Source organism: Pseudomonas sp. GW821-FHT01E05 (assembly GCF_059422425.1).
In genome coordinates, this window is sequence record NZ_JBWKWW010000001.1 from 328,102 (window position 1) to 354,016 (window position 25,915).

A 25,915-nucleotide genomic window follows, 5' to 3' on the forward strand; every position below is an offset into this window, starting at 1 on the left:
TTTCGCTCACTCATAGACGCACCTGTCCTTCGTATACGCGCACTGCCGGTCCGGTCATCATCACCGGTTGGCCGGGGCCGGCCCACTCAATGGACAGACGCCCGCCTGGCAGGTCAATCAACAGTGGTGAATCCATCCACCCCTGGCTGATCGCGGCCACTGCTGCTGCACAGGCACCGGTCCCGCAGGCCTGGGTTTCCCCTGTGCCGCGCTCCCAGACGCGCAACTGCGCACGCTGGCGGTCAATGACCTGAAGAAAACCGACGTTGGTCCGTGCCGGGAAGCGCGGGTGGTTTTCGATTTTCGGCCCCAGTTCATGCACCGGCGCGTTGTTGATATCGTCCACGCGCAGCACGGCGTGCGGGTTGCCCATGGACACCGCGGCGAGCTCGACGGTCTTGCCGTCGACTTCGACCGGATAGTTCAAGGCCTGAGCTTGGGCTTCAAATGGAATATCGGCCGGAACCAGGCGCGGCGGGCCCATGTTGACACTGATCTGGCCGTCGCTGCGGATATCCAGTTCGATGATGCCGCTTTTGGTCTCGACGCGGATCTGTCGTTTTGCGGTCAGGCGTTTGTCCAGCACGAAGCGCGCGAAGCAGCGCGCACCGTTGCCGCATTGTTCCACTTCGGAACCGTCGGCGTTGAAGATCCGATAGCGGAAGTCCACGTCCGGGTTGCTCGGCGCTTCGACGATCAGTAGTTGATCGAAGCCGACACCGGTGTTCCGATCGCCCCATTGCTTGGCGTGCTTGGGCAGAATATGCGCGTGCTGGCTGACCAGGTCGAGGACCATGAAGTCATTGCCCAGGCCGTGCATTTTGGTAAAACGCAGCAGCATGGTTTTACTCCGGCAGCAGGCTTTCGCCAGCAAACAACTCGGCTACCGTCTCGCGGCGACGCACTTCAAAAGCCTGATCGCCATCAACCAGCACTTCGGCGCAACGGCCACGAGTGTTGTAGTTGGAGCTCATGACAAAACCGTAAGCACCGGCCGAATGCACGGCAAGCAAGTCACCTTCTTCCAGCGCCAGCTGACGATCCTTGGCGAGGAAGTCGCCGGTTTCGCAGATCGGCCCGACGATATCGTAGGCGCGCGCCGGGGTTGCACGCGGGCGCACGGCCGTGACGTCCATCCAGGCCTGATACAGCGCCGGACGGATCAGGTCGTTCATGGCCGCGTCGACGATGGCGAAGTCTTTGTGTTCGGTGTGCTTGAGGTACTCGACCTGGGTCAACAACACCCCGGCGTTGGCGACGATGAAGCGGCCCGGTTCGAACACCAGCGCCAGGTCGCGGCCGTCGATGCGTTCGCGCACGGCTTTGATGTAGTCGGCAGCCAATGGCGGCTCCTCATCGCGATAACGCACACCCAAACCGCCACCGAGGTCGATGTGGCGCAGGTAGATTCCGCAATCGCTCAGGCGATCGATCAGCGCCAGCAGGCGGTCGAGGGCATCGATGAAGGGCGGGAGGGTGGTCAGTTGCGAGCCGATGTGGCAATCGACGCCGACCACTTCCAGGTTAGGCAGTTGGGCGGCACGGACGTACACGTCTTCGGCGTCGGCAATGGCGATGCCGAACTTGTTTTCTTTAAGACCGGTAGAAATGTAGGGGTGTGTGCCGGCATCGACGTCCGGGTTGACCCGCAGCGAGATCGGCGCGCGAACACCGAGTTCGGCAGCGACGACTTGCAGGCGCTCGAGTTCGTCGGTCGACTCGACGTTGAAGCAGTGCACGCCGACTTCCAGGGCGCGGCGCATGTCATCACGGGTCTTGCCGACGCCGGAGAAGACGATCTTGTCAGCCTGGCCACCAGCGGCCAGAACGCGTTCCAGTTCGCCACGGGAGACGATATCGAAACCGGCGCCCAAACGCGCCAGGACATTCAGTACGCCCAGGTTGGAGTTGGCCTTGACCGCAAAGCAGACCAGGTGCGGCGTGCCGGCCAGGGCATCGGCGTACGCCAGGTACTGGGCTTCGATGTGCGCGCGGGAGTAGACGTAGGTGGGTGTGCCAAAGCGTTCGGCGATGGCAGACAGGGCAACATCTTCCGCGAACAGCTCGCCGTCACGGTAGTTAAAAGCGTCCATGATGTTCCCTTAGTAGGTGCTGGTACCGGTGCTGTGCTGGTGCGCTTTTGACTGCGACGACTTTGCCTGGTCTTCAGGAGATTTGCTGTCATCGGGAAGATACAGCGGACCTTTTTGACCACAGGCAGCCACAAGGCAGGCAACCGCGACGAGCGCAGCAAGGGAAGAGATCAGGCGCTTCATGGCGAAATCCTTGAAAATGCGTTAATTGCGCCGGAGTATACCGGCCACCCGGCAGCTTGCCTATGCGACGGACCACCCGTCCGGCGGGCCTTTGCCTGTGGCAGGTGGTCAAGCAGTGCGAGGCGCGTGGATACCGGTGCTTGGTCAGTATCCTTTGCAATCGCTGGGGCTCGGCCGTATCTTGCGGCGCTTGAGCGTGAGTAGACACTTTTTGAGGTTCCTGCGATGAGTTTGACTGAAGCCCGTTTCCACGATCTGGTCGATGCCACCCAGCAGACGCTGGAGGATATTTTCGACGAGAGTGGCCTGGATGTTGATCTGGAAAGCTCGGCCGGTGTACTCACCGTCAAGTTCGAAGGCGGTAGCCAGTTGATCTTCAGTCGTCAGGAACCGCTGCGTCAGCTGTGGCTGGCGGCAGTGTCCGGCGGCTTCCATTTCGACTACGACGAAGAAAGCGAGCGCTGGATGTGTGACAAGAGCGAAGAGCAGCTCGGTGAGATGCTTGAGCGCATCGTCAAGCAGCAGGCCGACGTCGAACTCGATTTCGAAGGGCTGTGATCTTGTGAGCGAGGCAGCTCCCACCCGTGCGCCCAAACCGCTGTACAGCAATGTCAGCGCGGCTGTGCCGTCGCCATGCACCAGCGTCTGTCGACTGGACGAGCAGAAAGTCTGCCTGGGCTGTTTCCGCCACGTCGAAGATATCCGCGAATGGCGCTCGGCCGATGACGAGCGGCGACGGGTGATTTGCGCCCAGGCCCAGCTACGCAAGACCGCAAGCCACCCGTAGGAGCTGCCGCAGGCTGCGATCTTTTGATCTTGCCTGTTCAGACATCTGCTCCAGTCGCGTCGCGCCGAAAAGATCGCAGCCTGCGGCAGCTCCTACAGGGATCGTGCGGGCTGTCCGGCATTGGCTTGTATATTTTTTGAGCTGTGATAGTGTCCAGATACGCCTCAACTCATCGAGGCCCGTGAAAACCCCGCCTATTTCTGGCGGGGTTTTGCTTTTGTCGTGCAGAAAAAAGGAGCCTGCCTCAATCATGACCGCACCTTCCATCATCCTTACCCGCCTGGACGTGCAACGTCTGGAGCGTTTGATCGACAGCCTGGATGACTCGCTGCCAGGTGTTATCGCGCTGCAAACCGAACTGGATCGCGCCGATACGCTGGTCGGTCACGATGAAGTGCCAGCCGATGTCGTGACCATGAACTCGCGTGTGCATTGCCGTGAAGAAAGCAGCGGCAAGGACTATCACCTGACCCTGGTTTATCCACAGGACGCCAATGCCGACGAAGGCAGGATTTCCATTCTTGCGCCGGTAGGCAGCGCATTGCTCGGTTTGAAGGTTGGCCAGCACATCGATTGGCCGGCACCAGGCGGCAAGACTCTGAAGCTCACACTGCTTGAGGTTGAGTCGCAGCCAAAGAATGGCGGTGACTGCTCATTCTGACAACACCTCAAACCTGTTCGAGCGCCTTGTTCAATGCGCGCTCCAGGTCTGCCTTGTAGCGCAGGTAAAGATTGCTTGAGCTCTGACCATCACCGAGCAGGCCGGACAGGTCCAGGTCGGTGATGTAGCAGCGATACTGTTGCGCCTCGCGACGCTGCCCGACGATCTCCTGTGCGACCACGGCAAATAGCCGGTCGCCGTGCTCCAATTCGCAAAACTCTCGCTGATTGCAATACAGGGTGACCTGTCCTTGCCCCGGTACGGCTTTGCCGACAATCGCCTGGACGTCGTAGAACGGCTTGTTCACCGGTGTCTGCGGCGCCGGCCGTGGTTCGACCCGGCGTGCACGGTTGGTGCCCGACGGCAGCAGTTGGTAGTACAGGGTTCCCAGCACCGTCATCGGTTGAGCGGCATCCATCGGCAGCAGCGCGTCACGGCGATACAGGATCGATTGCAGGAAACGTTGCAGTGGCACCAGCAGGCTTTGTTCGTCGTGATATGGCTGGCGCTGTTGCCACAGGGCATTGAACTCATCGAGCACGTACAACTCGGCACAGGCATCGTTGATGCGGTAGAACACCTGAATGCAGTCGGGCTGGCCCATCGGCAGGATCAACGCCAGATCGTGATCCTCCAGCGCCATTGGGTCCAGTTGCAGCGGGCTGTAACGGGTCAGGTCTTCGCTCAGGTAATCGAGCAGCGCTGGCAGGCTCGCCAGCGCGACATGGTTGACCTGACCGGGAACCAGTTCCAACACGTGGTAATGCTGCTGGACCTGAATCAGGTAGCGATGATTGAGCTTGCTGAGCAGCAGGTTCTGCGCGGTATCGAGGACTTCTTCGACACGTTGGGCGATGAACTGCGCACGGTTATGGCAGAAGCAGCGCACTCGCAGTCGAGGTTGCTCCGGGCCGCTCGGCAGGTTGTTGAGGTAATCGCGCAGGCAGTCGAGCAGGGCGTGGGCGCCGTCGTAGCGACTGACCAGCACTTCGTTCCAGCTGTTGAGCGTGACCTGATCGAGGGTCAGCACCAGGTTCTCGCGTACCCCGGCGTAGCTCAGCGAGTCTGTGCGCTCGGTGGTCATCAGGATGTTCAGGTCGCGGTGGTGCTTGAGTGGGTCGACGCCAACGTTCACCAGAATCAGCGCCTCGCTCGGCACGCTGGCGCGCAGCAGCTGTTCTTCGCTGACGCTGGTCAGGGGCCGGGCGATGGTCTGTTGCAGGCTGCCCAGCAGGTTGAACAGCTCGAACTCGCTCAGGTCGCTGCTGCCGGGGTGTAAGGCCAGGCGAGTGCTGCTGTCGATCACACCGTTGCGGTGGCACCAGGTCAGGAGTTCCAGCAGTTCGCGGCTGCGCTTGATCGGCGCGAAATTCTCCCACTCCAGATTGCCCAGGTTGCCGTTGTACAAGCCCCAGTGGGTCTGCCCGGATTCTTTCTTGTTCGCTGACTGGACGAGGGTCAGTGTGTCTTCGGCCAGGTCCGGCGCGATGCCGGGGTTGATGAACTCGATCTTGTCGGCCTTGCGTTCGAAGGCCGCGTACAGCCTGCGACCCAGTACGTTGAGGTCGCGTTTGTTGATCAGGCTGACGGTTTGTTCGGTGCGGGCGAACTGGGTCAGGAAGCGGTAGCTGTAGTTCAGCTCGTTGACCAGTGCGCGGCGCTCGGAACTGACGTGACGGACCTTCCATTGACTGCGGCTGTCGAGCATCGCCAATTGCCGGTGATCCCAGCCCCACTCTTGAGCCAGCCGCTCCAGCAGCAGACGCTGCCAGCTTTTGCTGCGCTGGCCGCTGTTGCCGGTCAGCTTGCGATTGACCTTGAGGTACAAGGCGCGCCGAACCAGCTCCAACCGTTCTGGCTCGCCTCGGGTCGTGAGGTACTCCTCGATGCGCCGGTAGACCACGATGTACGGGTCGAGCTCATCCAGATCAAGGCGGTTGGCGAACACTGCTTGCTTGAAGCGCAGGCTCAGGCATTCGACGTTCGGGTGTTCGCTGGCGTAGACCTCGGTCAGCAGCAGTTTGAGCACTGATTTGTAGGGTGACTCGATACCTTTGAACAACTGCCAAAGCCCGGCCCCGATGAACTCGCCGGGCGGAATGTGTGCCAGGTGGCCGAGATCGAGGGTTTCGTCGGCGCGGATAAAGCGTTTGGACAGTAGCGTATGAGTGTACTGATCATAACCGAACTCTTCGTACACCGGCACCAGCCACCAGATCGGCGTGCGTCCGGCGAGCCAGATGGCCGTGCGATAGAACTCGTCCAGCAGCAAATAATGCTGCGTGGTTCCGCAGTTGTCGGAGCTCAATTGGGTGTCGCGTTCGCCGCAGACGAAGCGTTGCGGGTCGATCAGAAAGAAATGCGCCTCGGCACCCTGACTGGCGGCCCAGACTTCCAGAAACTGGCATTTTTTACGCAGCTCAGTGAGTTCGCTTTCACTCAAGTCCGAGGCGTGACAGACCCACACGTCCATGTCGCTCTGATCGGCCTGAGCGAGGGTGCCGAGGCTGCCCATCAGGAACAAACCGTGAATCGGCCGCGACGGATTACCGTGGCGGGGCTTATACGAAAAGGAGCGGGTCAGGCGTTGCGCTTCGGCAAGTACTGTGGCGTCAGGCTCGAAATTCGACAGCCCGGCCGGCGTGCTGCCCGAAACATAGCCCGGTAACAGCGGATGGTTGACGTGAAAGAACAGTGGCAACAGAGTCAAAACCACTTGCTGGCGTGGCGACAATCCCTCCATCGCGCGGGCCATGCGGCCCTCGTTGAGTTTCAGAAACCGCGCGCGCAGCTGGCTGAGAACCTTGCGATCGATTCCCTCGTCCAGATCGGGGCGGATTTCATGGGTGCGGGTCATGTCAAACTCAAACCGGCTCGCGGAGCTCGAATGTGGGAGGTCTCAGGGCGGCTAGCAGTTTACAGGCTCAAGACTTCGACCTTTAAGCTGAATTTTATTTTTGGCGTCAGATTTTATTGGGTGGCGAAAGTGCGCCCGCGGAATCCGTTTGAGGGGATCCCGTGGGCAATACGCGGGTGTTTATGCGGCTTCTTGAACGGCCAGAATCGTCAGCAGCCCTTGGGCATGCTCGGCAGCATCCCGGCCCAGGCTGGTCAGATAACCGCCATCGGGTTGAGTGATCAGCTCTTTGTCGAACAGGCGTTGTGCGGCAGCGATGGCTTTCGGGGCAGCGGTCTGATGAATTTTCAGGCCTTCCTGGGAGCTCCCCAGGTTAAAGAGTGCAAGGATTTCCAGTTCGGCAACCAACTCAGGGGTATACGACATAAGGACTCCAGACTTTCTAGGAATTAGACAGTAGCGCCTCTAAGGTGACCGCACTCATGCAGCCTGTCCAGTGTTGACTGAGGGCTTTTTTTGCCCGGGACAGCATCACCCCGTGGGTCGTGCGACAGCGGGGTGGTAAACAGTGTAGTCAGGGTCTGGAGGAATGCCGGGTTGATTGGCACCTCACAGTTGGAACAGGGGTTATTTCTTCTCTGGCGGCAGCTCTGGCAGTGCGCGCAGGGCGGCTTCATACCATTCGGTATTGAACGCGCGGTCTTCTTCGAGGAGTGCGTCGATTTCAACGGCCAGCACATGGGCCATCAGGTTCAAGATTTCTTCACGCTCGTAACCGACCAGGGTCAGTTTGTTGAACGTTGCCTTGGCCGCTGGCGGGTTGTCGCTTTCGATCTGGTTTTCGATCGCTTCGATCAGGGTGGTTTCGGCGAACTCTTCTTCGTCGTTGTCGTTGTTGATATCGGCTGGCTCGCTCATGGCAGGCTCCTCAAGGAAAGGTCGCCAGTTTACCTGCATTCAGCCGTGCGATGCTGCTGGCGAGAGTGCTCCCGACGTTCTATAACAGTCGCTGCCAACCCCCTGCACGGCCTGGAGGCCATGTAATGCTCAAACTTTATGGATTTTCCGTCAGCAACTACTACAACATGGTCAAACACGCGTTGCTGGAGAAGGGCCTGCCCTTTGAGGAAGTAGCGTTTTACGCCGGTCAAAGCCCTGAGGCGCTGGCCATCAGTCCGCGCGGCAAGATTCCGGTGCTGGGTGTCGAGCAAGGTTTCATCAACGAGACCAGCGTGATTCTTCAGTACCTCGAAGACACGCAAACGGGGCCGGCGCTTCTACCCAAAAGACCGTTCGAGCGGGCCCAGGTTCTGGCGCTGGCCAAGGAAATCGAGCTGTACATCGAGCTGCCGGCTCGCGCCTGTTTCCCTGAGGCCTTCTTCGGCATGTCAGTGCCGGAAGCGATCAAGGAAAAAGCCAAGGCCGAGCTGTTGTTGGGGATTGCATCGCTGGGACGTCACGGCAAGTTTGCGCCGTACGTGGCGGGCGAAACACTGAGCGTGGCGGATTTGTACTTTCTGTACAGCGTCAGCATAGCCTGTGCGGTTGGCCATAAGCTCTTCGATCTGGATCTGCTGGCCGAGCTGCCAGCGGCCAAGGCATTGCTTGAACAATTGCAGCAGACACCGCATGCCAAGCGCATCGCGGCAGACAAGGAAGCGGCGATGCCAGGGTTTTTGGCGATGATCAGCGCCAAGAAGTAAGTCTTGTAGTGATCTGAAGTCAGTCATCGCGAGCAGGCTCGCTCCCACAAGGATCACGCTGAACCTGTGGGAGCGAGCCTGCTCGCGATGCTTTTGATTGCTTAACGGCTGGCCAGAAGCGCCTGGCCGCGAACCACGGCTGCCTTCACCTGCGCCGGCGCGGTACCGCCGATATGGTCGCGTGCATTGACCGAGCCTTCCAGGGTCAACACTGCAAACACGTCTTGCTCGATCTGGTCGCTGAACTTGCGCAGTTCTTCCAGGCTCATCTCCGCCAGATCCTTGCCGGTGTCCACGCCGTATTTAACGGCATGGCCAACGATTTCGTGGCAGTCACGGAAGGGCAGGCCACGACGCACCAGGTAGTCGGCAAGGTCGGTGGCGGTGGAGAAACCACGCAATGCTGCTTCACGCATCATGGCGTGTTTGGGCTTGATCGCTGGAATCATGTCGGCAAAGGCCCGCAACGAATCACGCAGCGTATCGGCGGCGTCGAACAGCGGCTCCTTGTCCTCCTGGTTGTCCTTGTTGTAAGCCAGAGGCTGGCCTTTCATCAAGGTCAGCAGGCCCATCAGCGCGCCGAACACTCGACCGCTCTTGCCGCGAACCAGCTCAGGAACATCAGGGTTTTTCTTTTGCGGCATGATCGAACTGCCGGTGCAGAAACGATCAGGCAAATCGATGAACTGGAATTGTGCGCTGGTCCACAGCACCAGCTCTTCAGAGAAGCGCGACAGGTGCATCATCGCCAGGCTGGCGGCAGCGCAGAATTCGATAGCGAAGTCGCGATCGGAAACGTTGTCCAGCGAGTTGCCGCCGACGGCGTCGAAGCCCAGCAGCTTGCAGGTCAGTTCGCGATCGATCGGGTAGGTGGTGCCGGCCAGTGCGGCGCTGCCCAACGGCATGCGGTTGGTGCGTTTGCGGCAGTCCACCAGACGCTCGTAATCGCGGCTGAGCATTTCGAACCAGGCCAGCAGGTGATGCCCGAAGGTCACGGGTTGTGCGGTTTGCAGGTGGGTGAAGCCGGGCATGATGGTGCCGGCTTCGCGCTCGGCCTGTTCCAGCAGGCCTTTTTGCAGGCGGGTAATTTCCGCCAGGATCAGGTCGATCTCATCACGCAGCCACAGACGGATATCGGTCGCCACCTGATCGTTACGGCTACGACCGGTGTGCAATTTCTTGCCGGTGACACCGATGCGGTCTGTCAGGCGGGCTTCGATGTTCATGTGCACATCTTCCAGGTCGATGCGCCAGTCGAACGTGCCGGCTTCGATTTCGCTCTGGATGGTCTTCAGACCGTCGATGATGCTGTCGCGCTCGGCGTCGGTCAGGACGCCGACTTTGGCCAGCATCGTGGCGTGTGCAATCGAGCCCATGATGTCGTGGCGATAGAGGCGCTGGTCGAATGTGACGGAGGCGGTGAAGCGGGCGACAAAGGCGTCGACGGGCTCACTGAAGCGGCCGCCCCAGGACTGATTGGTCTTGTCAGTGCTCATGAATTCGCTCGTGATTTGCTGAAGGAAAATGGCGTGAAAAGTTGCTGCGGATAATAACAGGGTTGCCAATCCTGTCGTTGACACTGGTCGGTACGTTTTTTATTTCTCCAGGAGACTCCTGGCACCTTGCCGTTGAGCCCGCGTGCGCAGAGACTTGGTTTGTGGCGGATTGCCACCTTGGTGGTCAATCCGTATCTGAGCGGGAACGCGATACCGACCCTTGCGGGCTGTTCCGGGCAAATCTGGCGAGCCTGGAAGGCTGATGTTTTGGCGTGACGGGCTTGCGCTGACAAAACGATATTTGTCGATTGGGCAATGTCGTCTTGGCGAGCGTCTACAGTTGGACTAGAGGGTAGGCGCAGCAGATGATTTGCCTGTCGCGCAACTGACCTTGCAACCGTTCCTGGAAAAGGCTCTGATCCGCTCTGATCCGAGGAGTCGCACCGCGAACCGGGGACGATGCGGTCAGAGTAGAAGCCAGCTATAAAGAGGAAGTGTTCGTATTGTGTATCAGCAATTCCTACGACGATGCCGCGCCAGAACGGGCTTGGAGCGGTAATCAGCGGACACTGGTAAATATAGGTGCCCGACCCGAGGCACTTTTTGGCCCTCGCGCTAGTCTTAGCGTGGATCGCCGTGACGGATGTCACGTCACCTGTCTACGCTATCCTTGTGCGAGACTCACGCAGGAATCCAGCGCAATATGAATGTCCTGATCGTTGATGACGAACCCCTGGCCCGAGAGAGACTGAGCCGTATGGTCAGCGAGCTCGAGGGTTACAGTGTCCTGGAGCCGAGCGCCACCAATGGCGAAGAGGCTCTGGCCCTGATTGACAGTCTTAAGCCGGATGTCGTGTTGCTGGACATCCGGATGCCTGGCCTCGACGGCTTGCAAGTGGCCGCCAGGCTGTGCGAGCGTGAGACGCCACCTGCGGTGGTGTTTTGCACTGCCCATGACGAGTTTGCCCTAGAGGCTTTTCAGGTCAGTGAGGTGAGGTATCTGGTCAAGCCAGTACGCGCCGAGCTTCTGCTCGAAGCGCTGAAAAAGGCTGAGCGACCCAACCGCATCCAGCTTGCAGCCCTGACCCGTCCGGCTGCAGAAAGTGGTAATGGTCCGCGCAGCCACATCAGCGCACGAACCCGAAAAGGCATCGAGCTGATCCCGCTGAATCAGGTTGTCTATTTCATTGCCGATCACAAGTATGTGACCTTGCGCCATGAAGGTGGCGAAGTTCTGTTGGATGAACCGCTGAAAGCCCTCGAAGACGAGTTTGGCGAGCGTTTCGTGCGCATCCACCGCAACGCGCTGGTGGCCCGCGAGCGAATCGAACGCCTGCAGCGCACACCTCTTGGACATTTTCAGCTGTATCTCAAAGGCCTCAACGGCGATGCCCTGATCGTCAGCCGACGACATGTAGCCGGCGTGCGCAAAATGATGCAACAGCTTTAGCCCGGCGCTTGCGCACGGATTTCACACCCTATCTCCGGGTATACAAGGCCAGGGAGGTCGCGCAGACTCTGATTCAAGTCAAAGCTGATTTGGCTGAGCTGTTATTATCTGCCGTATCTATTCAGTACGGATTGATCCATGTCCTCTCGCGAAATCCGCATCGCTACCCGCAAAAGTGCTCTGGCCTTGTGGCAGGCCGAATACGTCAAAGCTCGTCTGGAAGAGGCTCATCCTGGCTTGCTCGTGACGTTGGTGCCCATGGTCAGTCGCGGCGACAAGCTGCTCGACTCACCGCTGTCGAAAATTGGCGGCAAGGGCCTGTTCGTCAAAGAGCTGGAAACCGCCCTGCTCGGGCATGAAGCCGACATCGCCGTGCACTCGATGAAAGACGTGCCGATGGACTTCCCTGAAGGCCTCGGTCTGTATTGCATCTGCGAGCGCGAAGACCCGCGCGATGCATTTGTCTCCAATACCTACGCCAGTCTTGATGACTTGCCCAACGGTAGTGTGGTTGGTACCTCAAGCCTGCGTCGCCAGGCTCAGTTGCTGGCCCGCCGACCTGACCTGAAAATCCGATTCCTGCGCGGCAACGTCAACACGCGTCTGGCCAAGCTGGATGCCGGTGAGTACGACGCAATCATTCTGGCGGCCGCCGGTTTGATTCGCCTGGGCTTTGAAGATCGCATCAGATCCTCGATCAGTGTCGACGACAGCCTGCCGGCGGGCGGTCAGGGTGCAGTCGGTATTGAATGCCGCAGCGCCGATACCGAAATACATGCCCTGCTCGCGCCTCTGCATCACCAGGACACGGCCATTCGGGTCACGGCTGAGCGTGCTCTTAACAAGCACCTGAATGGCGGCTGCCAAGTACCGATCGCCTGCTACGCGGTGCTTGAAGGCGAGCAGATCTGGTTGCGCGGCCTGGTCGGCGACCCGAGCGGTGGTCTGCTGCTGAGCGCCGAGGCCCGAGGCCCGCAAAGCGCGGCGCAGGCACTGGGCGTGCAAGTGGCTGAAGACCTCCTGGCCCAGGGGGCCGATGCCATTCTGCAAGCGGTCTACGGCGAGGCTGGCGAAGAGTGAAGGGTTGGCGTCTGCTGCTGACCCGGCCGACGGATGAGTCAGCAGCGCTGGCGGCAATCCTGACTGAAGCCGGTGTTTTCAGCAGCAGCTTGCCGTTGCTGGAAATCGAGGCGCTGCCGGTCTCTGGCACACAGCGCGCCAGGATTCTCGACCTGGATCTCTACTGTGCGGTGATTGTCGTCAGTAAACCTGCTGCCCGGTTGGGGGTGGATCTGGTCGACCAGTATTGGCCGCAGCCACCGATCCAGCGCTGGTTCAGCGTGGGCGCGGCCACCGCGCAAATTCTGACCGATTACGGTCTTGATGTGAGCAATCCCCAGGCGGGAGATGACAGCGAAGCATTGCTTGAACTGCCACAGTTGCGCGAGGCTATCTCGCGGCCTGACGCGCGGGTGTTGATCCTCAGGGGCGAGGGCGGGCGTGAGCTGCTGGCTGAGCGTTTACGCGAGCAAGGTGTTAGTGTCGATTATCTGGAGCTTTATCGTCGCTGCCTGCCGCAGTATGCCCCCGCAGCGTTGCCTGCGCGGATTGCCTCGGAACGCCTGAACGGCCTGGTGGTCAGCAGTGGGCAGGGTTTTGTGCACCTGCACCAATTGGCAGGCACAGCCTGGCCCGAGTTGGCGCGGTTGCCGTTGTTTGTTCCAAGCCCTCGGGTCGCTGAGATGGCGCGAGCTGCCGGGGCCAGAAAAGTTGTGGATTGTCGTGGTGCCAGTGCCGCGGCATTGCTAACGGCGTTACGGGAGCACCCCGTACCCGTTCTCTAACGCAAAGGATGGATACGTGAGCGAAACAACCTTGCCTAAAGATGATATCCAGCCTGCGCTCGACGCGCCGACTGAAGCTGCGACCATTGCCCCGCAACGCCGAGGCAATGGGTTGGTGATACTGGCCTTGTTGTTGGGGGCTGCGGGCGTTGCCGCTGGCGGTTGGGGGATTTGGCAGGTTCGCAACCTGCAAGCCAATAACCAGCAGCAGCTTGGGCAGTTGCAGGCGCTCGGCGATCAGGCTCAAACCCTCAAACTCAGCGAACAGCGTCTGACGGCGCAGTTGGAGCAATTGCCTGCTGCCGAGGAGCTGGAAAGTCGGCGACGCTTGGTGGCTCAGTTGCAAGGCGATCAGCAGCGCTTGAGTCAGCGACTGGAAACCGTGTTAGGCGCCAGCCGCAAGGACTGGCGCCTGGCCGAAGCCGAGCACCTGCTGCGTCTGGCCAGCCTTCGCCTGTCGGCGTTGCAAGATATCAGCAGCGCCCAGGCGTTGGTGCAAGGCGCCGACGAGATCCTGCGCGAACAGAATGACCCCGCATCCTTCGCCGCCCGTGAGCAGTTGGCAAAAAGCCTTGCGGCGCTGCGCAGTACTGAACAGCCGGACCGTACCGGGTTGTTTCTGCAACTGGGAGCCTTGCGTGATCAGGTGGTCGAACTCAGCGCATTGGCGCCTGAGTATCAGAACCGCGGCGATTCGCTGTCGGGCCTGACTTCTGATGGCGACGGCGCCAGTCGCTGGACGCAGTGGTGGGATGAAATCTCGCGTTATATCCGTATCGACTTCAATGCCGACAAGAGCATTCGGCCGCTGCTCGCGGGGCAGAGCCTGACCCAGGTACGTCTGGCCCTCAGCCTGGCTCTCGAGCAGGCGCAATGGGCTGCGCTGAATGGGCAGGCACCGGTATATACCCAGGCATTGGCTGAGGCCCGGGATGTTCTCAAGAGCAGCTTCAGCCAGGACAACCCGCAAAGCAAAGTGATGCTTGAGCGCGTCGCCGAGTTGAGCAAGCAGCCGGTTACGGTGACCACCCCTGATCTGACGACGACTTTAGGCACGGTCCAGGCCTACCTCGAGCGTCGGAGTCTGAGTGCCGAAGAGTCGCTGAAGACTTCCGCCAAGCCTGCCGCGAATACTGTGCAGGAGACCAGCCCATGAAGCGTCTCTATGTGATTGTGTTCGTGGTCATCGCCGCTGCGGCGTTGCTGGGGCTGGCGATCGCCGAGCACGCAGGCTATGTCCTGATTGCCTACAAGAGTTTTCGCTATGAGTCGAGCCTGTGGGCGACCCTGGCGCTGCTGGCAGTCATCTGGCTGGTGGTCTGGGGGATAAACATGCTGGTCGGGTTGGTGACAACGTCCGGTGGCGTGGTCAATCCATGGTCGCGCCGCAACCGTAGTCGCCGTGTGCAACTGGCGATCGAGCATGGCCAGATGGACCTCGCTGAAGGGCGCTGGGCCAGCGCTCAGCGGCACTTGCATCGTGCCGCCGAAGCCGAGCGTCAGCCATTACTGTACTACCTCGGCGCTGCGCGAGCGGCGAACGAGCAGGGTCTTTATGACGAAAGCGACAGCCTGCTGGAGCGGGCCCTTGAGCGCCAGCCTCAGGCCGAGTTGGCGATTGCCTTGAGCCACGCACAGCTGCAGACCGACCGCAATGATACGCAAGGCGCGCTCGTCACACTGCAAGCCATGCATGAGCGCCATCCGCGCAGCATTCAGGTCCTGCGCCAGTTGCAGCGCCTGCATCAGCAGCGGGGCGATTGGTCGGCGCTGATCCGTCTGTTGCCGGAACTACGCAAAGACAAGGTTCTGCCCCCTGGCGAATTGGCCGAACTGGAGCGCAGAGCCTGGGGTGAAAATCTCACTTTGGCAGCTCGGCGGGAAGAAGATGGCGCGGTTGGTTTGCAATCGCTCAATCGGGCCTGGGAACAACTGTCTTCCGCTCAGCGCCAGGAGCCGCAACTGGTGCTGGCGTACGCCGAACAGCTGCGCCAACTGGGTGCAGAATTTGAGGCCGAAGAGATTCTGCGTGGTGCGCTCAAGCGCAAATACGACAGCCATCTGGCCCGGCTCTATGGGCTGCTTCGTGGCCGCGATCCTGCGCGGCAATTGCAATTCGCCGAGGGTTGGTTGAAAGATCACCCGGCGGATTCAAGTCTGCTGCTGACCCTTGGTCGCCTTTGCCTGCAGAGCAGTCTGTGGGGTAAGGCGCGTGATTATCTGGAGAGCAGTTTGCGAGTACAGCGTAATCCAGAGGCCTGTGCCGAGCTTGCACGCTTGCTGGCTCAATTGGGTGACACCGAGCGCAGCAATCAGCTCTTTCAAGAGGGCCTGGGTCTTTTGGACAAGCGCTTACTGGCCTCACCTCTGCCAGTTCCGGCTCAGGTGTAAGACGCACCACGCACGGCTGGCTCTGGCGCCAAGGGGGCCAGCCGTTCAGAGACGCTGGAATTTCTGCGCATGAATGTCCGTGATGGCAGCGTCTTACATGGAGCTACACCCAATCCTCTCTTTTCTGCCGGGAATTCCTTACAGTCTTGAGGAAGTGTCCGCTACGACCTGTCTTGAAAGGGTTGAGCGCTTTCCTCTACCGTAACTGCCTGTCTCTTCTGTTACGGATAAGCCATGCTTTTGGCCTCTTCACGATCCTTGTTCTTCATGGCTTTCATTGCAGGTGCTCTGGCCTTGAGCGCTTCGTTGTATCTGGAGTATGCGGTCGGGCTCCAACTTTGCTCGTTGAGTATGGTGCAGCGGTTTTTTCTGATGGTGTTCGCGGGTATTTGCCTGATCGCAGCCGTGCATGGGCCAAAACGGTCGGGTTGTCGTGTGTACTGGTTGTTGAGCATCTTCAGTTGTCTGGGCGGGCTGGTCACCGCATGGCGCCATGTATTGCTGCAAGATGCCCCCCCGGTACGGTGGCTGGAGTGTTCTCCCGGCCTTGAGTACATGCTTGGAAATATGTCTTGGTGGTATGTCTTGAAGCGGGTCTTTCAGGGAACCGCAGACTGCACACAAATCACATGGACGCTGTTCGATATGAGCATCCCCGAATGGAGCCTGCTGTTCTTCGTCGGGATGACGATTCTGGGCGTTGTTCAGCTGCTGCACCTCTTGCGTTTTACCTGCCGGACAGCGGCCAGGTAATGATCGTCCTGGTGCGATGTGTTCGAGATTAAACGCTTGTATGAACTTTATCTCCTGCGTACCTTGAAGCCGATGTCGTGCGGGCATAATCTGGCCCGCAAGTGTTATTGGAATTATGTTGTTCAGTGGCGCTCTGCTTGGCCGAATCTTGATCTTTCAAGTCTTGCGGCGGGTGTAGGGCGGTACGACCCATAAGGGAAGAGAGATCACCATGCTCGAAAGTTGTCAGAATGCTCAGGAACGCTGGGGTGGAGTGCATCTGCTGATCGATCGCTGGTTGCAGGAGCGTCACGAACTGGTTCGGGCCTACGATGCTCTCGGCGCCAAGCCAGAAGCGCTGGGCGAGAACCGAAAGCCGTTGCAGGAGTTCTGCGGAGTTCTGGTCGATTACGTTTCGGCCGGGCATTTCGAGATCTACGAACAGCTGACCGGCGAAGCCAAAGCGTTTGGTGACAAACGTGGGCTGGAGTTGGCCGAGACGATTTATCCCCGTATCGATGTGATCACCGAAAAATTGTTGGCGTTCAATGATCTCTGTGACGCGGGAAAATGCGTTGCGGAAAAATTCCAAGAGCTGGGCGGTCTGTTGCATGAACGCTTCGAACTGGAAGACTGCCTGATCGAAGTGCTGCACACGGCTCACAAAGAAGAGGCTCCGGCTCAGGCCTGAGTTTCGCTTCAGCAAAAAAGATCTCCAAAACGGTGCGCTATGCGCGCCGTTTTTCGTTTGTGCTGCTGCTCAGTCAGTGGCGCCGAGCAACTCGATTTCGAAGACGAGTGGTGTAAAGGGCGCAATCAGGTCGCCCGCTCCGTCGGCACCGTATGCCTGGGCTGATGGAATGACCAATCGCCACTTCGCGCCGGTAGGCATCTGTTGCAATGCGCTGCGCCATCCGTTGATCACGCTATCAAGGCGAAACCACTGCGGCTGATTGTTCTGATCGAACACTGTGCCGTCGGGCAGGCGACCGATATAGCGAACCTGGACCTTGCCGTTTGGTCCTGCCTTTGGACCGTTGCCAGGCATCAACTCGGTCAGCAGAACTCCATCCGCCAACTCGCGAACACCGGGCTTGGCTTTTTCAGCTGAAAGAAACCGATGCTCCTCCTGGAGGGCAATTTCGCTTTGCGGTAGCGCCGATTTCTCTGTGACTTGAGCTTCGTGCTCCGTAAGGATCTGTTCGATTCGCTCCTCTTTGAGGGCTAACGGCTTGCCTTGATAGGCCTGTTGCAGGCCATCCACCAACGCTTGAATGTCAAGATCGGGAACCTCTTGACGCAGGCGTTCGCCGAGGCTGGCACCGAGACTGTAAGCGAGATCGTGGGAGTCATTTTCTTTGATTTTTTCAGCAGCCTGAGCCAAAGAAAAAAACACGCATAACGATAAAAAAAGATAACGCGACATGGGCGCTCTCCGGCCTGGGATGCGATGGATTATGCCAGCGTGAACGCGCTGATGACTGAGCAACTTTCAAGGGGGTGAAGAACATTTTCAATTCGCTGCAACGTAGAGCATTCGATACTGTCAACATGCCCTAGCGGCGGTAGCAGCAGAGGTCTAGTATGAGCCGCAGTCACGTCAGCCAGGAGGTAAACCATGTCGGCCAATAAGAAGCCTGTAAATACTCCGTTGCACTTACTTCAACAGCTCTCGGGCAGTCTGCTCGAACATTTGGAAAACGCTTGTTCCCAAGCCTTGGCTGATGCTGAAAAACTGCTCGCCAAACTGGAAAAGCAGCGCGGAAAAGCGCAGGAAAAACTGCACAAATCTCGTACCAAATTGCAGGACGCTGCGACGGCCGGAAAGGCCAAGGCGCAAGCCAAAGCCAAGGACGCAGTGACGGAGCTTGAAGATTTGCTTGATGCGCTCAAGGATCGTCAATCCGAAACCCGCACCTACATTCTTCAACTCAAGCGCGATGCCCAGGAAAGCCTGAAGCTGGCCCAGGGTGTTGGTCGCGTGAAAGACGCTGTCAGCAAAGCGTTGACCCTGCGCTCCGCCAAGCCTGCCGCTGCCCCGGCGAAGCAGCCAGCGGCCAAACCGGTTGCAGCTAAAGCGCCGGCCAAGGCACCTGCCAAAGCCGCTGCAAAACCTGCTGTGAAAAAAACAGTTGCAGCCAGCGCTGCCAAACCAGCCGCTAAATCGACTGCTGCGAAACCTGCCGCTGCCAAGCCAGCAGCTGCAAAAACGGCTGCAGCTAAACCTGCTGCCGCGAAAGCGACTGCTGCAAAACCGGCGGCCAGACCGGCTGCTGCTAAAACCGCTGCTGCCAAACCTGCCGCCAAGCCTGCTGCTGCAAAAGCAGTCGCGGCTAAAGCGCCTGCCAAAGCTGCAGCTAAACCGGCAGCCAAACCTGCCGCTTCGGCAGCCGCAAAACCGGCTGCTGCCAAGCCTGCCGCCAAGCCAGCGGCACCGAAAGCCACAGCCAAACCGGCCGCCAAGCCGGCTGCAAAACCAGCCGTGAAAAAGCCGGTCGCCGCCGCTAAACCGGCAACGGCTCCGGCTGTGGCCAAGCCAGCGATGCAAGCTCCAGTCACGTCGCCATCACCGACTGCGAGCACTCCAGCAGCCTCTCCTGCTGCAGCACCAGCAGCCTCAGCGAGCGTCACCACCTCAACCAGCGCGTCCTAAGCGCCGGTTACCGCGACGCGCAGTTTATTTAGCGCGTCGCGGTTCAGGTTGGCGGCTGGCGCCGCCAGTCCTTCCAGCCAGGCTGTTAAATCCTTTGCTTCATCTTCTGGCCAATCTCGCGCCGTTGTCTCCAGACGCAACAACAGTTGCCGTTCCGCTTCGAGCTCCAGCGCTTTGACGCGCTCGCGCAGAATATTCAGTTGCACATCCTGAAGGGCCATTGAGCGCCATTGCATACGCAGTTGCCTGAGTGGTTGCACAACATCGCCATGCCACGGTCCGGCCAGTTGATGCAGCTGCTGCAGGCGTTGTGCATTGCACGCCACGTTTCGCTGGCCCAGCCAGACCGCGCACAGCAGCAGGCAGACATTGGCGCCCGCCGCTTGCAGTTCCAGGCACGCGCTTTCGACGCCGGGCCTGGCGTAGGTCGTGAGGGTGGAGCTCCACAGGTCAGAGGACATATTCCTACTCGCGCCAGTTGCGAGCGAAGCTGGTAGACTCCGCCGCCATTATGATTCGACTTCAAAGCCTAACATTACAGCGTGGTCCGCAACGTCTGCTAGAAGACGCCGAGCTGACCCTGCACGCCGGCCACAAAGCCGGCCTGATCGGTGCCAACGGTGCCGGTAAATCCAGCTTGTTCGCTTTGCTTCAGGGTGAATTGACCCCTGATTCGGGCGACTGCTTCCTGCCGGCGGACTGGCGTATCGCCCACATGCGCCAGGAGGTCGATACCCTTGAACGGGTGGCGGTCGATTACGTGCTCGATGGCGACCTGCGCTTGCGACAGGTGCAGCGTGAGCTGGCGGATGCCGAAGCGGCCCATGACGGTGCCGCTCAGGCGCGCCTGCATGCCGAACTGGACAGCGCCGACGGTTACACCGCAGACGCCCGGGCGCGAAAGCTGCTCGCGGGTCTAGGGTTCACCAACGAGCAGATGGATCGTCAGGTTGGCGATTTCTCCGGTGGCTGGCGAATGCGCCTGAACCTGGCGCAGGCACTGATGTGTCCGTCGGACCTGCTGCTGCTCGACGAACCGACCAACCACTTGGACCTCGACGCCATTCTGTGGCTGGAAGACTGGCTCAAAAGTTACCCCGGCACTTTGCTGCTGATCTCCCACGACCGCGACTTCCTCGATGCCGTGGTCGACCATGTGGCCCACGTCGATCAACGCAAGATCACCCTCTATCGTGGTGGTTACAGTGCTTTCGAACGCGCCCGCGCCGAACGTCTGGCTCAGCAACAGCAAGCCTACGAGAAGCAGCAGGCACAACGTGCGCACATGGAAAGCTACATCGCGCGATTCAAGGCCCAGGCCACCAAGGCCCGTCAGGCCCAGAGCCGGATCAAGGCCCTGGAGCGCATGGAAGAGTTGTCCGCGGCCCACGTTGATTCTCCATTCGATTTCGTTTTCCGCGAGTCGGTAAAAATCTCCAGTCCGTTGCTTGATCTCTCTGACGCCCGCTTGGGTTACGGCGAAAAGACCGTGCTGGATAAGGTCAAACTGCAACTCACTCCGGGAGCTCGTATCGGCCTGCTCGGTCCGAACGGCGCGGGTAAGTCGACGCTGATCAAGAACCTTTCCGGTGAGCTGGAGCCTTTGGCTGGTCGCCTGGTGCGCGGTGAGAACCTGGTGGTGGGCTACTTCGCTCAGCATCAGCTGGACTCGCTCGATGCCAAGGCCAGCCCGCTGTTGCATTTGCAGCGTCTGGCGCCAACCGAGCGCGAACAGACCTTGCGTGACTTCCTCGGCGGTTTCGACTTCCGCGGTGCGCGCATCGATGAGCCGGTGCTGAATTTCTCCGGGGGCGAGAAGGCCCGTCTGGCGCTGGCGTTGATCGCCTGGGGTCGACCTAACCTGTTATTGCTCGACGAACCGACCAACCACCTCGACCTGGAAATGCGTCTGGCGCTGACCATGGCGTTGCAGGAGTTCAGTGGTGCGGTGCTGGTGGTTTCCCACGATCGGCATTTGCTGAAAAGCACCACCGATGAGTTCCTGCTGGTTGCCGATGGCAAGGTTCAGGAGTTCGACGGCGATCTGGAAGACTACGCTCGCTGGCTGATTGACTACCGTCTGCGCAATGCGCCGGTCAACAACACGCCGGTCAATGCCGACAAAACCGACAAGAAAGCCCAGCGCCAGGCCGCTGCCGCGTTGCGTCAGCAACTGGCGCCGCATAAGCGTGAAGCCGATAAGCTTGAAGCTGAGTTGGGCAAGCTCCACGAAAAACTCGCCAGGATCGAAACCAGCCTCGGTGATAGCGCGGTCTATGAGGCCTCGCGCAAGGATGAGCTGCGCGATCTATTGGCTGAGCAAGCCAGGCTGAAGGTGCGTGAAGCCGAGCTGGAGGATAACTGGATGCAAGCCCTGGAGCTGCTTGAGAGCATGCAGGCGGAGCTGGAGGCGCTGTCCTGATGGGAGCGTTCCAGCTCCCGTTGTCTGCGGTCTGGGTCGAGCCGCTGTGGCTTGGCGGGCAAATTCTGCTGATCCTGCTGGCCGGTTATCTGGCCCAGCGTTTTGTGGCCAAATGCCTGACTCGTCTGGGCGAGCGCTACCCATTCCCGCCGCAGTTGCTGATGCCGCTGCGTGGAGGTTTGCGCTGGCTGATCATGGGCAGCGCGCTGATCCTTGTGCTGGAGCGCCTTGGCGTCTCGGCGACGGTGCTCTGGACTGCCTTGTCGGGGTTTGTCGCGGTGGCTGCGGTGGCGTTCTTCGCCATGTGGAGCGTACTTTCCAACCTGCTCTGCGCGATTCTGATTTTCACCGTTGGGCCGTTTCGCTTGGGCGATGTGGTCGAACTGGTGGACACCACCGACAAGCCAGGCGTCAAGGGCCGGGTGGTGGCGATCAATCTGCTTTACACCACGTTGATCGAGTCGGCTGAAGCCGGCAATGGCAGCGCGATGGTGCAAGTCCCCAACAGTCTGTTCTTCCAGCGCTCCGTGCGCCGCTGGCGTGGCAGTGATGTGTTGCCGTCGAACTCAGGCGAAAAGTAGCCGAGCAACCTCTAGCCGCTGCCCAAGGCTGCCGCAAGGCGCTGCGCTGGCCATCTGTCCTGCAAAAAATCGATAGTCATTCGCCAGAAGGCGCATTAGCTTAGACACCTATAACGAGTCTGAGTGAGGTGTGCGATGGTGCTTGAAACATGGCTGGCGTTTTTTGCCGCCTGCTGGGTGATCAGTCTTTCTCCTGGCGCTGGCGCCATTGCGTCGATGTCCTGCGGTTTGCAGTACGGTTTCTGGCGCGGATACTGGAACGCTCTGGGCCTGCAATTGGGGCTGGCGATGCAGATTGCGATTGTTGCCGCCGGTGTCGGTGCAATTCTCGCGGCCTCGGCCACGGCCTTCTATGCGATCAAATGGTTTGGTGTGGCCTATCTGGTCTACCTGGCGGTCAAGCAATGGCGGGCGCTGCCGAGCAACATGAGTGACGATGCGGCGATTCGGCCGATCGGCAAACCGCTGGCCCTGGTATTCCGTGGCTTTCTGGTGAATGTCAGCAATCCCAAGGCGCTGGTATTCATGCTCGCGGTGTTGCCACAGTTCATCGACCCGCACGCGCCGCTGGTGGCGCAGTACATGATCCTGGGCGTGACCATGATCATTGTCGATTTGATCGTGATGGCGGGTTATACCGGTCTTGCTTCAAAGGTGCTGCGCCTGTTGCGTACACCCAAGCAGCAGCGTCGCATGAATCGCACGTTTGCCGGTTTGTTCATCGGCGCAGCCGGGTTGTTGGCGACCATTCGCCGCGCCGCGACTTAAAAACTCAGCTCACAAAAAAGGCGACCTCTTGAGGTCGCCTTTTTCGTTTGGGGCTTAGCGCAGAATGACTGGCGCCGTATCCCGCGGCAGGTTGTTTTGCAATGGAGCTTGCCCTGGCTGCCCGTAACGGGGGCCACCCAGTTGTTCGCTCAACTGGCGGGCCACATCTTCACCCAGCGACCTGGACACATCGCGAACCACTCGAGGTCGGTTCAGCGAGACTTTGACGTCCTGGCTGTTCACCAGTTTGGTGTCTTGCCCATCGCCCATGGCGGTAAACGCCGAGGTGATTTCGAAGGTCCGGGTGTTGATCAGGCTGAAATCGGCGACAAGGCTCAGGCCGAGAATCGCCGAATAGCTGTCGGTGTTGGCCAGCGAGGTAATATCACGGGTGAAGTCAATATCCGACAAGGTGCCGAACAACACGTAGTCGGCGCCCTTGTAGTTACCGGCCTTGATCCGTTTGATCACGTCGTAGACGTCTTCCCTGGACTTGGCGGTGTGCGGCGTACCTTGCACCAACTGGAACATCCCGGACTTGAGAATCTCGCCCTTGATATCGCCGGTGAATTTGCGCAGCTCACCCTGCTCGATATAACTGCTGCTGGCTTCGATCTCGTTGTAACTCGACGAACCGCTGGCGTGGTAGACGCCTGCCTGGTAGTTGTTCTGCGCCGAAACGACGTGGATGTATTGCTCCACCCGCTCCTGATAGGCGAGGTCGGTGACCGCGATTTTCGGGGCCGCCTGAACGCCAAAGGCGCAGGCCAGGCCGATGATGCCAATCCATGCACGCATTGCTTAACGCTCCGTGGTTTTGCGAATCTCTTTCTCGTCCATCCACTCGGCCAGACCGCTTTCGACGTCGATCAATTGCAGGCTGAATTTGTAGAAGACGTCCTTGTAATCGCTGCTGCGCTTGACGATCGAGCTGATCGAACCTTCAAGACGGTATTTGGCGGCGATCATGTTGCCGGTCTTGGCCACGGTGCCTTTTTTGTACAGGCCACTCTGGTTTTGCAGCTTGAGCTGGTCAACCTGGCTCTGCATGGCGGTGTTGTCGCTGGCGAAGCGGGCGGTGCCGGACTTCATCAGCTGAGTCTTGATGCTGGTGGTGATTTCACGGGTATCGATGTACTCGCTGGTTTTGTTCTTCACGTCGTAAACCTGTACCACCGGACGCCCCTGCAGGATCCCGGACTGGGCCAGGGAGCGGGTCATGGTTTCGGCGATCATCTGCAAGTCGGTGGAACCGAACTCGTTGGTTACCAGCTCTACAGCCTTGCTGTCGCCGTAAGCGATGTTTTTTCCGCCCAGAACCGGAGAATTATTGTTGGCGCAACCGCTGGCCAGAAGGGCGATAACGGCGAGGAACGAAAAGCGTGCAAACATGGGAATGCTCTCTAAAGCTGAACGAAACGGGTGGATGACTTAAGGCGTTTTGATTTCCAGACGGAAATCCACAGCTTTCGCCACAGGGGCAATGGCCGGCAGAAAGCTGGTTTGCGTGCCGTAAAGGGTCAGGCTTTTCCAGGTTTCTTCTTCACCGATCGGGAAGCCTTCTGGTCCCAGCCAGGCGAAACGGTAGTACATGGTCTTGTTGTTGAAGCTGGTGTTGCTCAGCTGAACGTTGACGGTCAGAAAGCCATTTTCGCGAGCGACACGCATGGCGCCGACCACGATGTTGTTCAGCTTGCCCATGGTCACGACTTTGCTCGCCGCGCTGCCGGGTTCCGGCGGTGGGGTGGCGCAACCGGCCAGCAGGGCCAGTGCGACGACAGCAATGATTTTGAAGCGCATGAAAGACTCTCTGCTTAAGGTTGTTTGAGGCTGGCCACGGCCTGCGGATTGGCAGCAGGTGTTACATGGGCAGCGATGCCACTGGTGAACACCTGATGACCTACGACACGCAGGGTGATGACTTGATAGTGTTGATCGACTTTGACCATCACCTGAGAGCCGCCAAGGGCGTTGGGCAGACTCACCAGATGCTCGCCTTTCTTGAGGCGCAGGCGCGTGACCTGGGTAGCGTCAGGCAGGGTGCGCCAGGTACGGGTATCGGCACCTTCCATCACTGTCGAAGTGATACCCAAGGCCAGGCCGGCCAGCGGGTTGACGTCGTTCAACTGCTTTTGTGCAACGCCGCGGGTAACGGCACGCACAGTGGTGCGCAGAATGATCCCCGGCATATCGTCACGCAGGGCGCGACGGGACATGGCGGTGGTGCTGTTGAGTGGTGTCAGGTTCTGTTGCTGGCCGTCCACGCCGATCTGGGCGAAGGTCGCGGTCGAGGTGTCCGGCTTGATCACCGGGAACGACAGGGGAGTGATGACCAGATTGCCACTGATCGGTAATGGCAGCGGGATGCGGATGGAGTCGCGGGCGGGCGCCAGGCCGCTTTGCACGACGATCAGGATGTCGCTTTCTTCGGTCTTGCCGGCCGGTTTGTCGAGGTTCAGCAACGCTTGTTCAAGTAGCGGGGTATTGGGGCGCAATTCTGCGGCTTTACGATAGCCCGGAGCGGCGAGGTCTTTTTCACCCAGGGCTTCGTAGATGAAACCGGCCAGGTAATGGCTGAAAGCACTCTGGTAGCTGTTCTTCAGATTGACTACCTCTGGTGCATCGAGGCTTTCCACCGGGTACCCTTTGAGGTCTTTGTACTCGGTCTTGACCCCCTGCTTCCCGGCTTCGTCTTCGCGCTTGAGGTATTCCTTGTCGCGCAGTTCGGCGATGACCGCTTCACGTTCGTGGGTCTTCTTGATTTCGGTGCGGGCGCCGTCGAAGTCGTTGACGGCCAGCAGATTCAGCGCCATCTGGGTGGTCAGCATGACTTTTTCGTAGTCATAGCCTTCGTAGCGACGGACCTTGTCGTTGACCAGAAAGCTGCCGAACTGGGACAGGTACTTGCCGGTATCGAGCTTGACCGAATCTTCCCAGGCCCCTACCACCTGATCGGCGCTTTTCCATGCGGTCTGGCTACCGGCCAAATCGCCTTTGGCACGCAACAGTTCACCTTTCTCGAAGTAATAGAGCAGGTCTTTGTCTTCGCTGCGGTTGTTCTTTTCCAGCAAGGTCAGTGCGGCATCGACGTTACCGGTGCTCAACTGCTGGTTGGTTTCCTGAAGCTCGGTGTCGTAGCTGCGCAATGCCGTACAACCGGCAAGCAAAGTGACTGCGCTGAGCGCGAGCGAAGTGAGGGCGCGGGATGCCATTTGGAATACTTCTTCCCTGAACGTAATCAGCCGAGCGTGCTGGTCGGGCTGGATGAACCAATCGGTAGGGAGAGAGACTATC

28 protein-coding genes and 1 pseudogene are annotated in these 25,915 nt (G+C 59.3%); 16 read left to right on the forward strand and 13 right to left on the reverse strand.

Annotated elements, in window-relative coordinates; translation table 11 throughout:
- Positions 1 to 10: 10 nt before the first annotated feature.
- The 3 genes from dapF to lptM are packed head-to-tail and all read right to left on the reverse strand — an operon-like array spanning position 11 to position 2,276.
- Entirely contained in the window at positions 11 to 841 is an 831-nt protein-coding gene (gene dapF, locus AC07W5_RS01620; protein WP_495010419.1) for a diaminopimelate epimerase, read from the reverse strand.
- 4 nt (positions 842 to 845) lie between these two features.
- Complete coding sequence (lysA, locus tag AC07W5_RS01625; RefSeq protein WP_495010418.1) at positions 846 to 2,093, reverse strand: diaminopimelate decarboxylase; 1,248 nt, start codon at positions 2,091 to 2,093, stop codon at positions 846 to 848.
- 9 nt (positions 2,094 to 2,102) lie between these two features.
- Positions 2,103 to 2,276: an LPS translocon maturation chaperone LptM gene (gene lptM, locus AC07W5_RS01630; RefSeq protein WP_494990860.1), complete on the reverse strand. Its 174-nt coding sequence runs from the start codon at positions 2,274 to 2,276 to the stop codon at positions 2,103 to 2,105.
- Positions 2,277 to 2,501: 225 nt separating this feature from the next.
- Between lptM and cyaY the strand changes: the two genes are divergently transcribed.
- The 3 genes from cyaY (at position 2,502) to rnk (ending at position 3,724) form a co-directional block, all read left to right on the forward strand.
- Complete coding sequence (gene cyaY, locus AC07W5_RS01635; RefSeq protein WP_145014178.1) at positions 2,502 to 2,834, forward strand: iron donor protein CyaY; 333 nt, start codon at positions 2,502 to 2,504, stop codon at positions 2,832 to 2,834.
- A gap of 4 nt (positions 2,835 to 2,838) precedes the next feature.
- Complete coding sequence (locus tag AC07W5_RS01640; RefSeq protein WP_494990859.1) at positions 2,839 to 3,063, forward strand: DUF1289 domain-containing protein; 225 nt, start codon at positions 2,839 to 2,841, stop codon at positions 3,061 to 3,063.
- 250 nt (positions 3,064 to 3,313) lie between these two features.
- On the forward strand, positions 3,314 to 3,724 hold the full coding sequence (gene rnk, locus AC07W5_RS01645) for a nucleoside diphosphate kinase regulator (protein ID WP_123426208.1): 411 nt from the start codon (positions 3,314 to 3,316) through the stop codon (positions 3,722 to 3,724).
- Positions 3,725 to 3,731: 7 nt separating this feature from the next.
- Here the strand turns inward: rnk and AC07W5_RS01650 are convergent, their stop codons facing one another.
- From AC07W5_RS01650 to AC07W5_RS01660, 3 genes are all read right to left on the reverse strand, one after another.
- Positions 3,732 to 6,581, reverse strand: a complete 2,850-nt coding sequence (locus tag AC07W5_RS01650) for a class I adenylate cyclase (protein ID WP_495022670.1) — start codon at positions 6,579 to 6,581, stop codon at positions 3,732 to 3,734.
- Between the two features lie 180 nt (positions 6,582 to 6,761).
- Positions 6,762 to 7,007, reverse strand: a complete 246-nt coding sequence (locus AC07W5_RS01655) for a TIGR02647 family protein (RefSeq protein ID WP_494990857.1) — start codon at positions 7,005 to 7,007, stop codon at positions 6,762 to 6,764.
- 201 nt (positions 7,008 to 7,208) lie between these two features.
- Positions 7,209 to 7,499 (reverse strand): hypothetical protein, encoded by a 291-nt coding sequence (locus tag AC07W5_RS01660; protein ID WP_495022671.1) that lies wholly within the window; start codon positions 7,497 to 7,499, stop codon positions 7,209 to 7,211.
- Between the two features lie 125 nt (positions 7,500 to 7,624).
- Between AC07W5_RS01660 and AC07W5_RS01665 the strand changes: the two genes are divergently transcribed.
- Positions 7,625 to 8,284 (forward strand): glutathione S-transferase family protein, encoded by a 660-nt coding sequence (locus AC07W5_RS01665; RefSeq protein ID WP_494990855.1) that lies wholly within the window; start codon positions 7,625 to 7,627, stop codon positions 8,282 to 8,284.
- 101 nt (positions 8,285 to 8,385) lie between these two features.
- On the opposite strand, the gene argH is transcribed toward AC07W5_RS01665, so the two are convergent.
- Positions 8,386 to 9,780 carry an argininosuccinate lyase gene (gene argH, locus AC07W5_RS01670; protein ID WP_495022672.1) on the reverse strand — a complete coding sequence of 465 codons (1,395 nt, stop codon included), beginning with the start codon at positions 9,778 to 9,780 and terminating at the stop codon, positions 8,386 to 8,388.
- Positions 9,781 to 9,995: 215 nt separating this feature from the next.
- On the opposite strand from argH, the pseudogene AC07W5_RS01675 reads away from it, so the two are divergent.
- The 8 genes and pseudogenes from AC07W5_RS01675 to rsd form a co-directional block, all read left to right on the forward strand.
- A pseudogene (locus AC07W5_RS01675) lies at positions 9,996 to 10,487 on the forward strand (sensor histidine kinase); the annotation flags it as partial.
- Positions 10,484 to 11,230: a LytR/AlgR family response regulator transcription factor gene (locus AC07W5_RS01680; protein WP_494990853.1), complete on the forward strand. Its 747-nt coding sequence runs from the start codon at positions 10,484 to 10,486 to the stop codon at positions 11,228 to 11,230. The pseudogene AC07W5_RS01675 and the gene AC07W5_RS01680, both read left to right, overlap by 4 nt.
- A gap of 138 nt (positions 11,231 to 11,368) precedes the next feature.
- Positions 11,369 to 12,310 (forward strand): hydroxymethylbilane synthase, encoded by a 942-nt coding sequence (hemC, locus tag AC07W5_RS01685; RefSeq protein ID WP_494990852.1) that lies wholly within the window; start codon positions 11,369 to 11,371, stop codon positions 12,308 to 12,310.
- The gene (locus tag AC07W5_RS01690; protein WP_494990851.1) at positions 12,307 to 13,074 is read left to right on the forward strand and encodes a uroporphyrinogen-III synthase; all 768 of its coding nucleotides are present in this window, start codon (positions 12,307 to 12,309) and stop codon (positions 13,072 to 13,074) included. Before hemC ends, AC07W5_RS01690 begins: the two co-directional genes overlap by 4 nt.
- A gap of 16 nt (positions 13,075 to 13,090) precedes the next feature.
- Entirely contained in the window at positions 13,091 to 14,230 is a 1,140-nt protein-coding gene (locus AC07W5_RS01695; RefSeq protein WP_494990850.1) for a uroporphyrinogen-III C-methyltransferase, read from the forward strand.
- Positions 14,227 to 15,465 (forward strand): heme biosynthesis protein HemY, encoded by a 1,239-nt coding sequence (locus AC07W5_RS01700; protein WP_494990849.1) that lies wholly within the window; start codon positions 14,227 to 14,229, stop codon positions 15,463 to 15,465. Before AC07W5_RS01695 ends, AC07W5_RS01700 begins: the two co-directional genes overlap by 4 nt.
- 234 nt (positions 15,466 to 15,699) lie before the next feature.
- Positions 15,700 to 16,218: a disulfide bond formation protein B gene (locus tag AC07W5_RS01705; protein ID WP_495022673.1), complete on the forward strand. Its 519-nt coding sequence runs from the start codon at positions 15,700 to 15,702 to the stop codon at positions 16,216 to 16,218.
- 211 nt (positions 16,219 to 16,429) lie between these two features.
- Positions 16,430 to 16,888, forward strand: coding sequence for a sigma D regulator (rsd, locus tag AC07W5_RS01710; RefSeq protein ID WP_494990847.1), 459 nt, complete (start codon positions 16,430 to 16,432; stop codon positions 16,886 to 16,888).
- A gap of 69 nt (positions 16,889 to 16,957) precedes the next feature.
- Here rsd and AC07W5_RS01715 read toward each other — a convergent pair whose 3' ends face one another.
- Positions 16,958 to 17,623 carry an FKBP-type peptidyl-prolyl cis-trans isomerase gene (locus AC07W5_RS01715; protein ID WP_494991179.1) on the reverse strand — a complete coding sequence of 222 codons (666 nt, stop codon included), beginning with the start codon at positions 17,621 to 17,623 and terminating at the stop codon, positions 16,958 to 16,960.
- A 192-nt stretch (positions 17,624 to 17,815) separates the two neighbouring features.
- Between AC07W5_RS01715 and AC07W5_RS01720 the strand changes: the two genes are divergently transcribed.
- Positions 17,816 to 18,850 carry an AlgP family protein gene (locus tag AC07W5_RS01720; RefSeq protein ID WP_495022674.1) on the forward strand — a complete coding sequence of 345 codons (1,035 nt, stop codon included), beginning with the start codon at positions 17,816 to 17,818 and terminating at the stop codon, positions 18,848 to 18,850.
- Here the strand turns inward: AC07W5_RS01720 and AC07W5_RS01725 are convergent.
- A complete protein-coding gene (locus AC07W5_RS01725) occupies positions 18,847 to 19,311 on the reverse strand; it encodes a TIGR02444 family protein (protein ID WP_495022675.1) in 465 nt (154 codons plus the stop codon). The genes AC07W5_RS01720 and AC07W5_RS01725 overlap by 4 nt on opposite strands.
- 50 nt (positions 19,312 to 19,361) lie before the next feature.
- On the opposite strand from AC07W5_RS01725, the gene AC07W5_RS01730 reads away from it, so the two are divergent.
- From AC07W5_RS01730 to AC07W5_RS01740, 3 genes are all read left to right on the forward strand, one after another.
- On the forward strand, positions 19,362 to 21,272 hold the full coding sequence (locus AC07W5_RS01730) for an ATP-binding cassette domain-containing protein (protein WP_495010414.1): 1,911 nt from the start codon (positions 19,362 to 19,364) through the stop codon (positions 21,270 to 21,272).
- Positions 21,272 to 21,853 (forward strand): mechanosensitive ion channel domain-containing protein, encoded by a 582-nt coding sequence (locus AC07W5_RS01735; RefSeq protein ID WP_494990843.1) that lies wholly within the window; start codon positions 21,272 to 21,274, stop codon positions 21,851 to 21,853. The genes AC07W5_RS01730 and AC07W5_RS01735 overlap by 1 nt, the downstream gene beginning before the upstream one ends.
- A gap of 135 nt (positions 21,854 to 21,988) precedes the next feature.
- Positions 21,989 to 22,621 (forward strand): LysE family transporter, encoded by a 633-nt coding sequence (locus AC07W5_RS01740; protein ID WP_495010413.1) that lies wholly within the window; start codon positions 21,989 to 21,991, stop codon positions 22,619 to 22,621.
- 54 nt (positions 22,622 to 22,675) lie between these two features.
- On the opposite strand, the gene AC07W5_RS01745 is transcribed toward AC07W5_RS01740, so the two are convergent.
- From AC07W5_RS01745 to AC07W5_RS01760, 4 genes are read right to left on the reverse strand one after another with little or no spacing between them, the layout of a single operon-like run.
- On the reverse strand, positions 22,676 to 23,419 hold the full coding sequence (locus AC07W5_RS01745) for a penicillin-binding protein activator LpoB (protein ID WP_494990841.1): 744 nt from the start codon (positions 23,417 to 23,419) through the stop codon (positions 22,676 to 22,678).
- Positions 23,420 to 23,422: 3 nt separating this feature from the next.
- Positions 23,423 to 24,013 carry a penicillin-binding protein activator LpoB gene (gene lpoB / locus AC07W5_RS01750; RefSeq protein ID WP_494990840.1) on the reverse strand — a complete coding sequence of 197 codons (591 nt, stop codon included), beginning with the start codon at positions 24,011 to 24,013 and terminating at the stop codon, positions 23,423 to 23,425.
- 39 nt (positions 24,014 to 24,052) lie between these two features.
- Positions 24,053 to 24,421, reverse strand: coding sequence for a YcfL family putative periplasmic lipoprotein (locus tag AC07W5_RS01755; RefSeq protein ID WP_494990839.1), 369 nt, complete (start codon positions 24,419 to 24,421; stop codon positions 24,053 to 24,055).
- A gap of 14 nt (positions 24,422 to 24,435) precedes the next feature.
- Entirely contained in the window at positions 24,436 to 25,833 is a 1,398-nt protein-coding gene (locus AC07W5_RS01760; protein WP_495022676.1) for a COG3014 family protein, read from the reverse strand.
- Between the last annotated feature and the right edge of the window lie 82 nt (positions 25,834 to 25,915).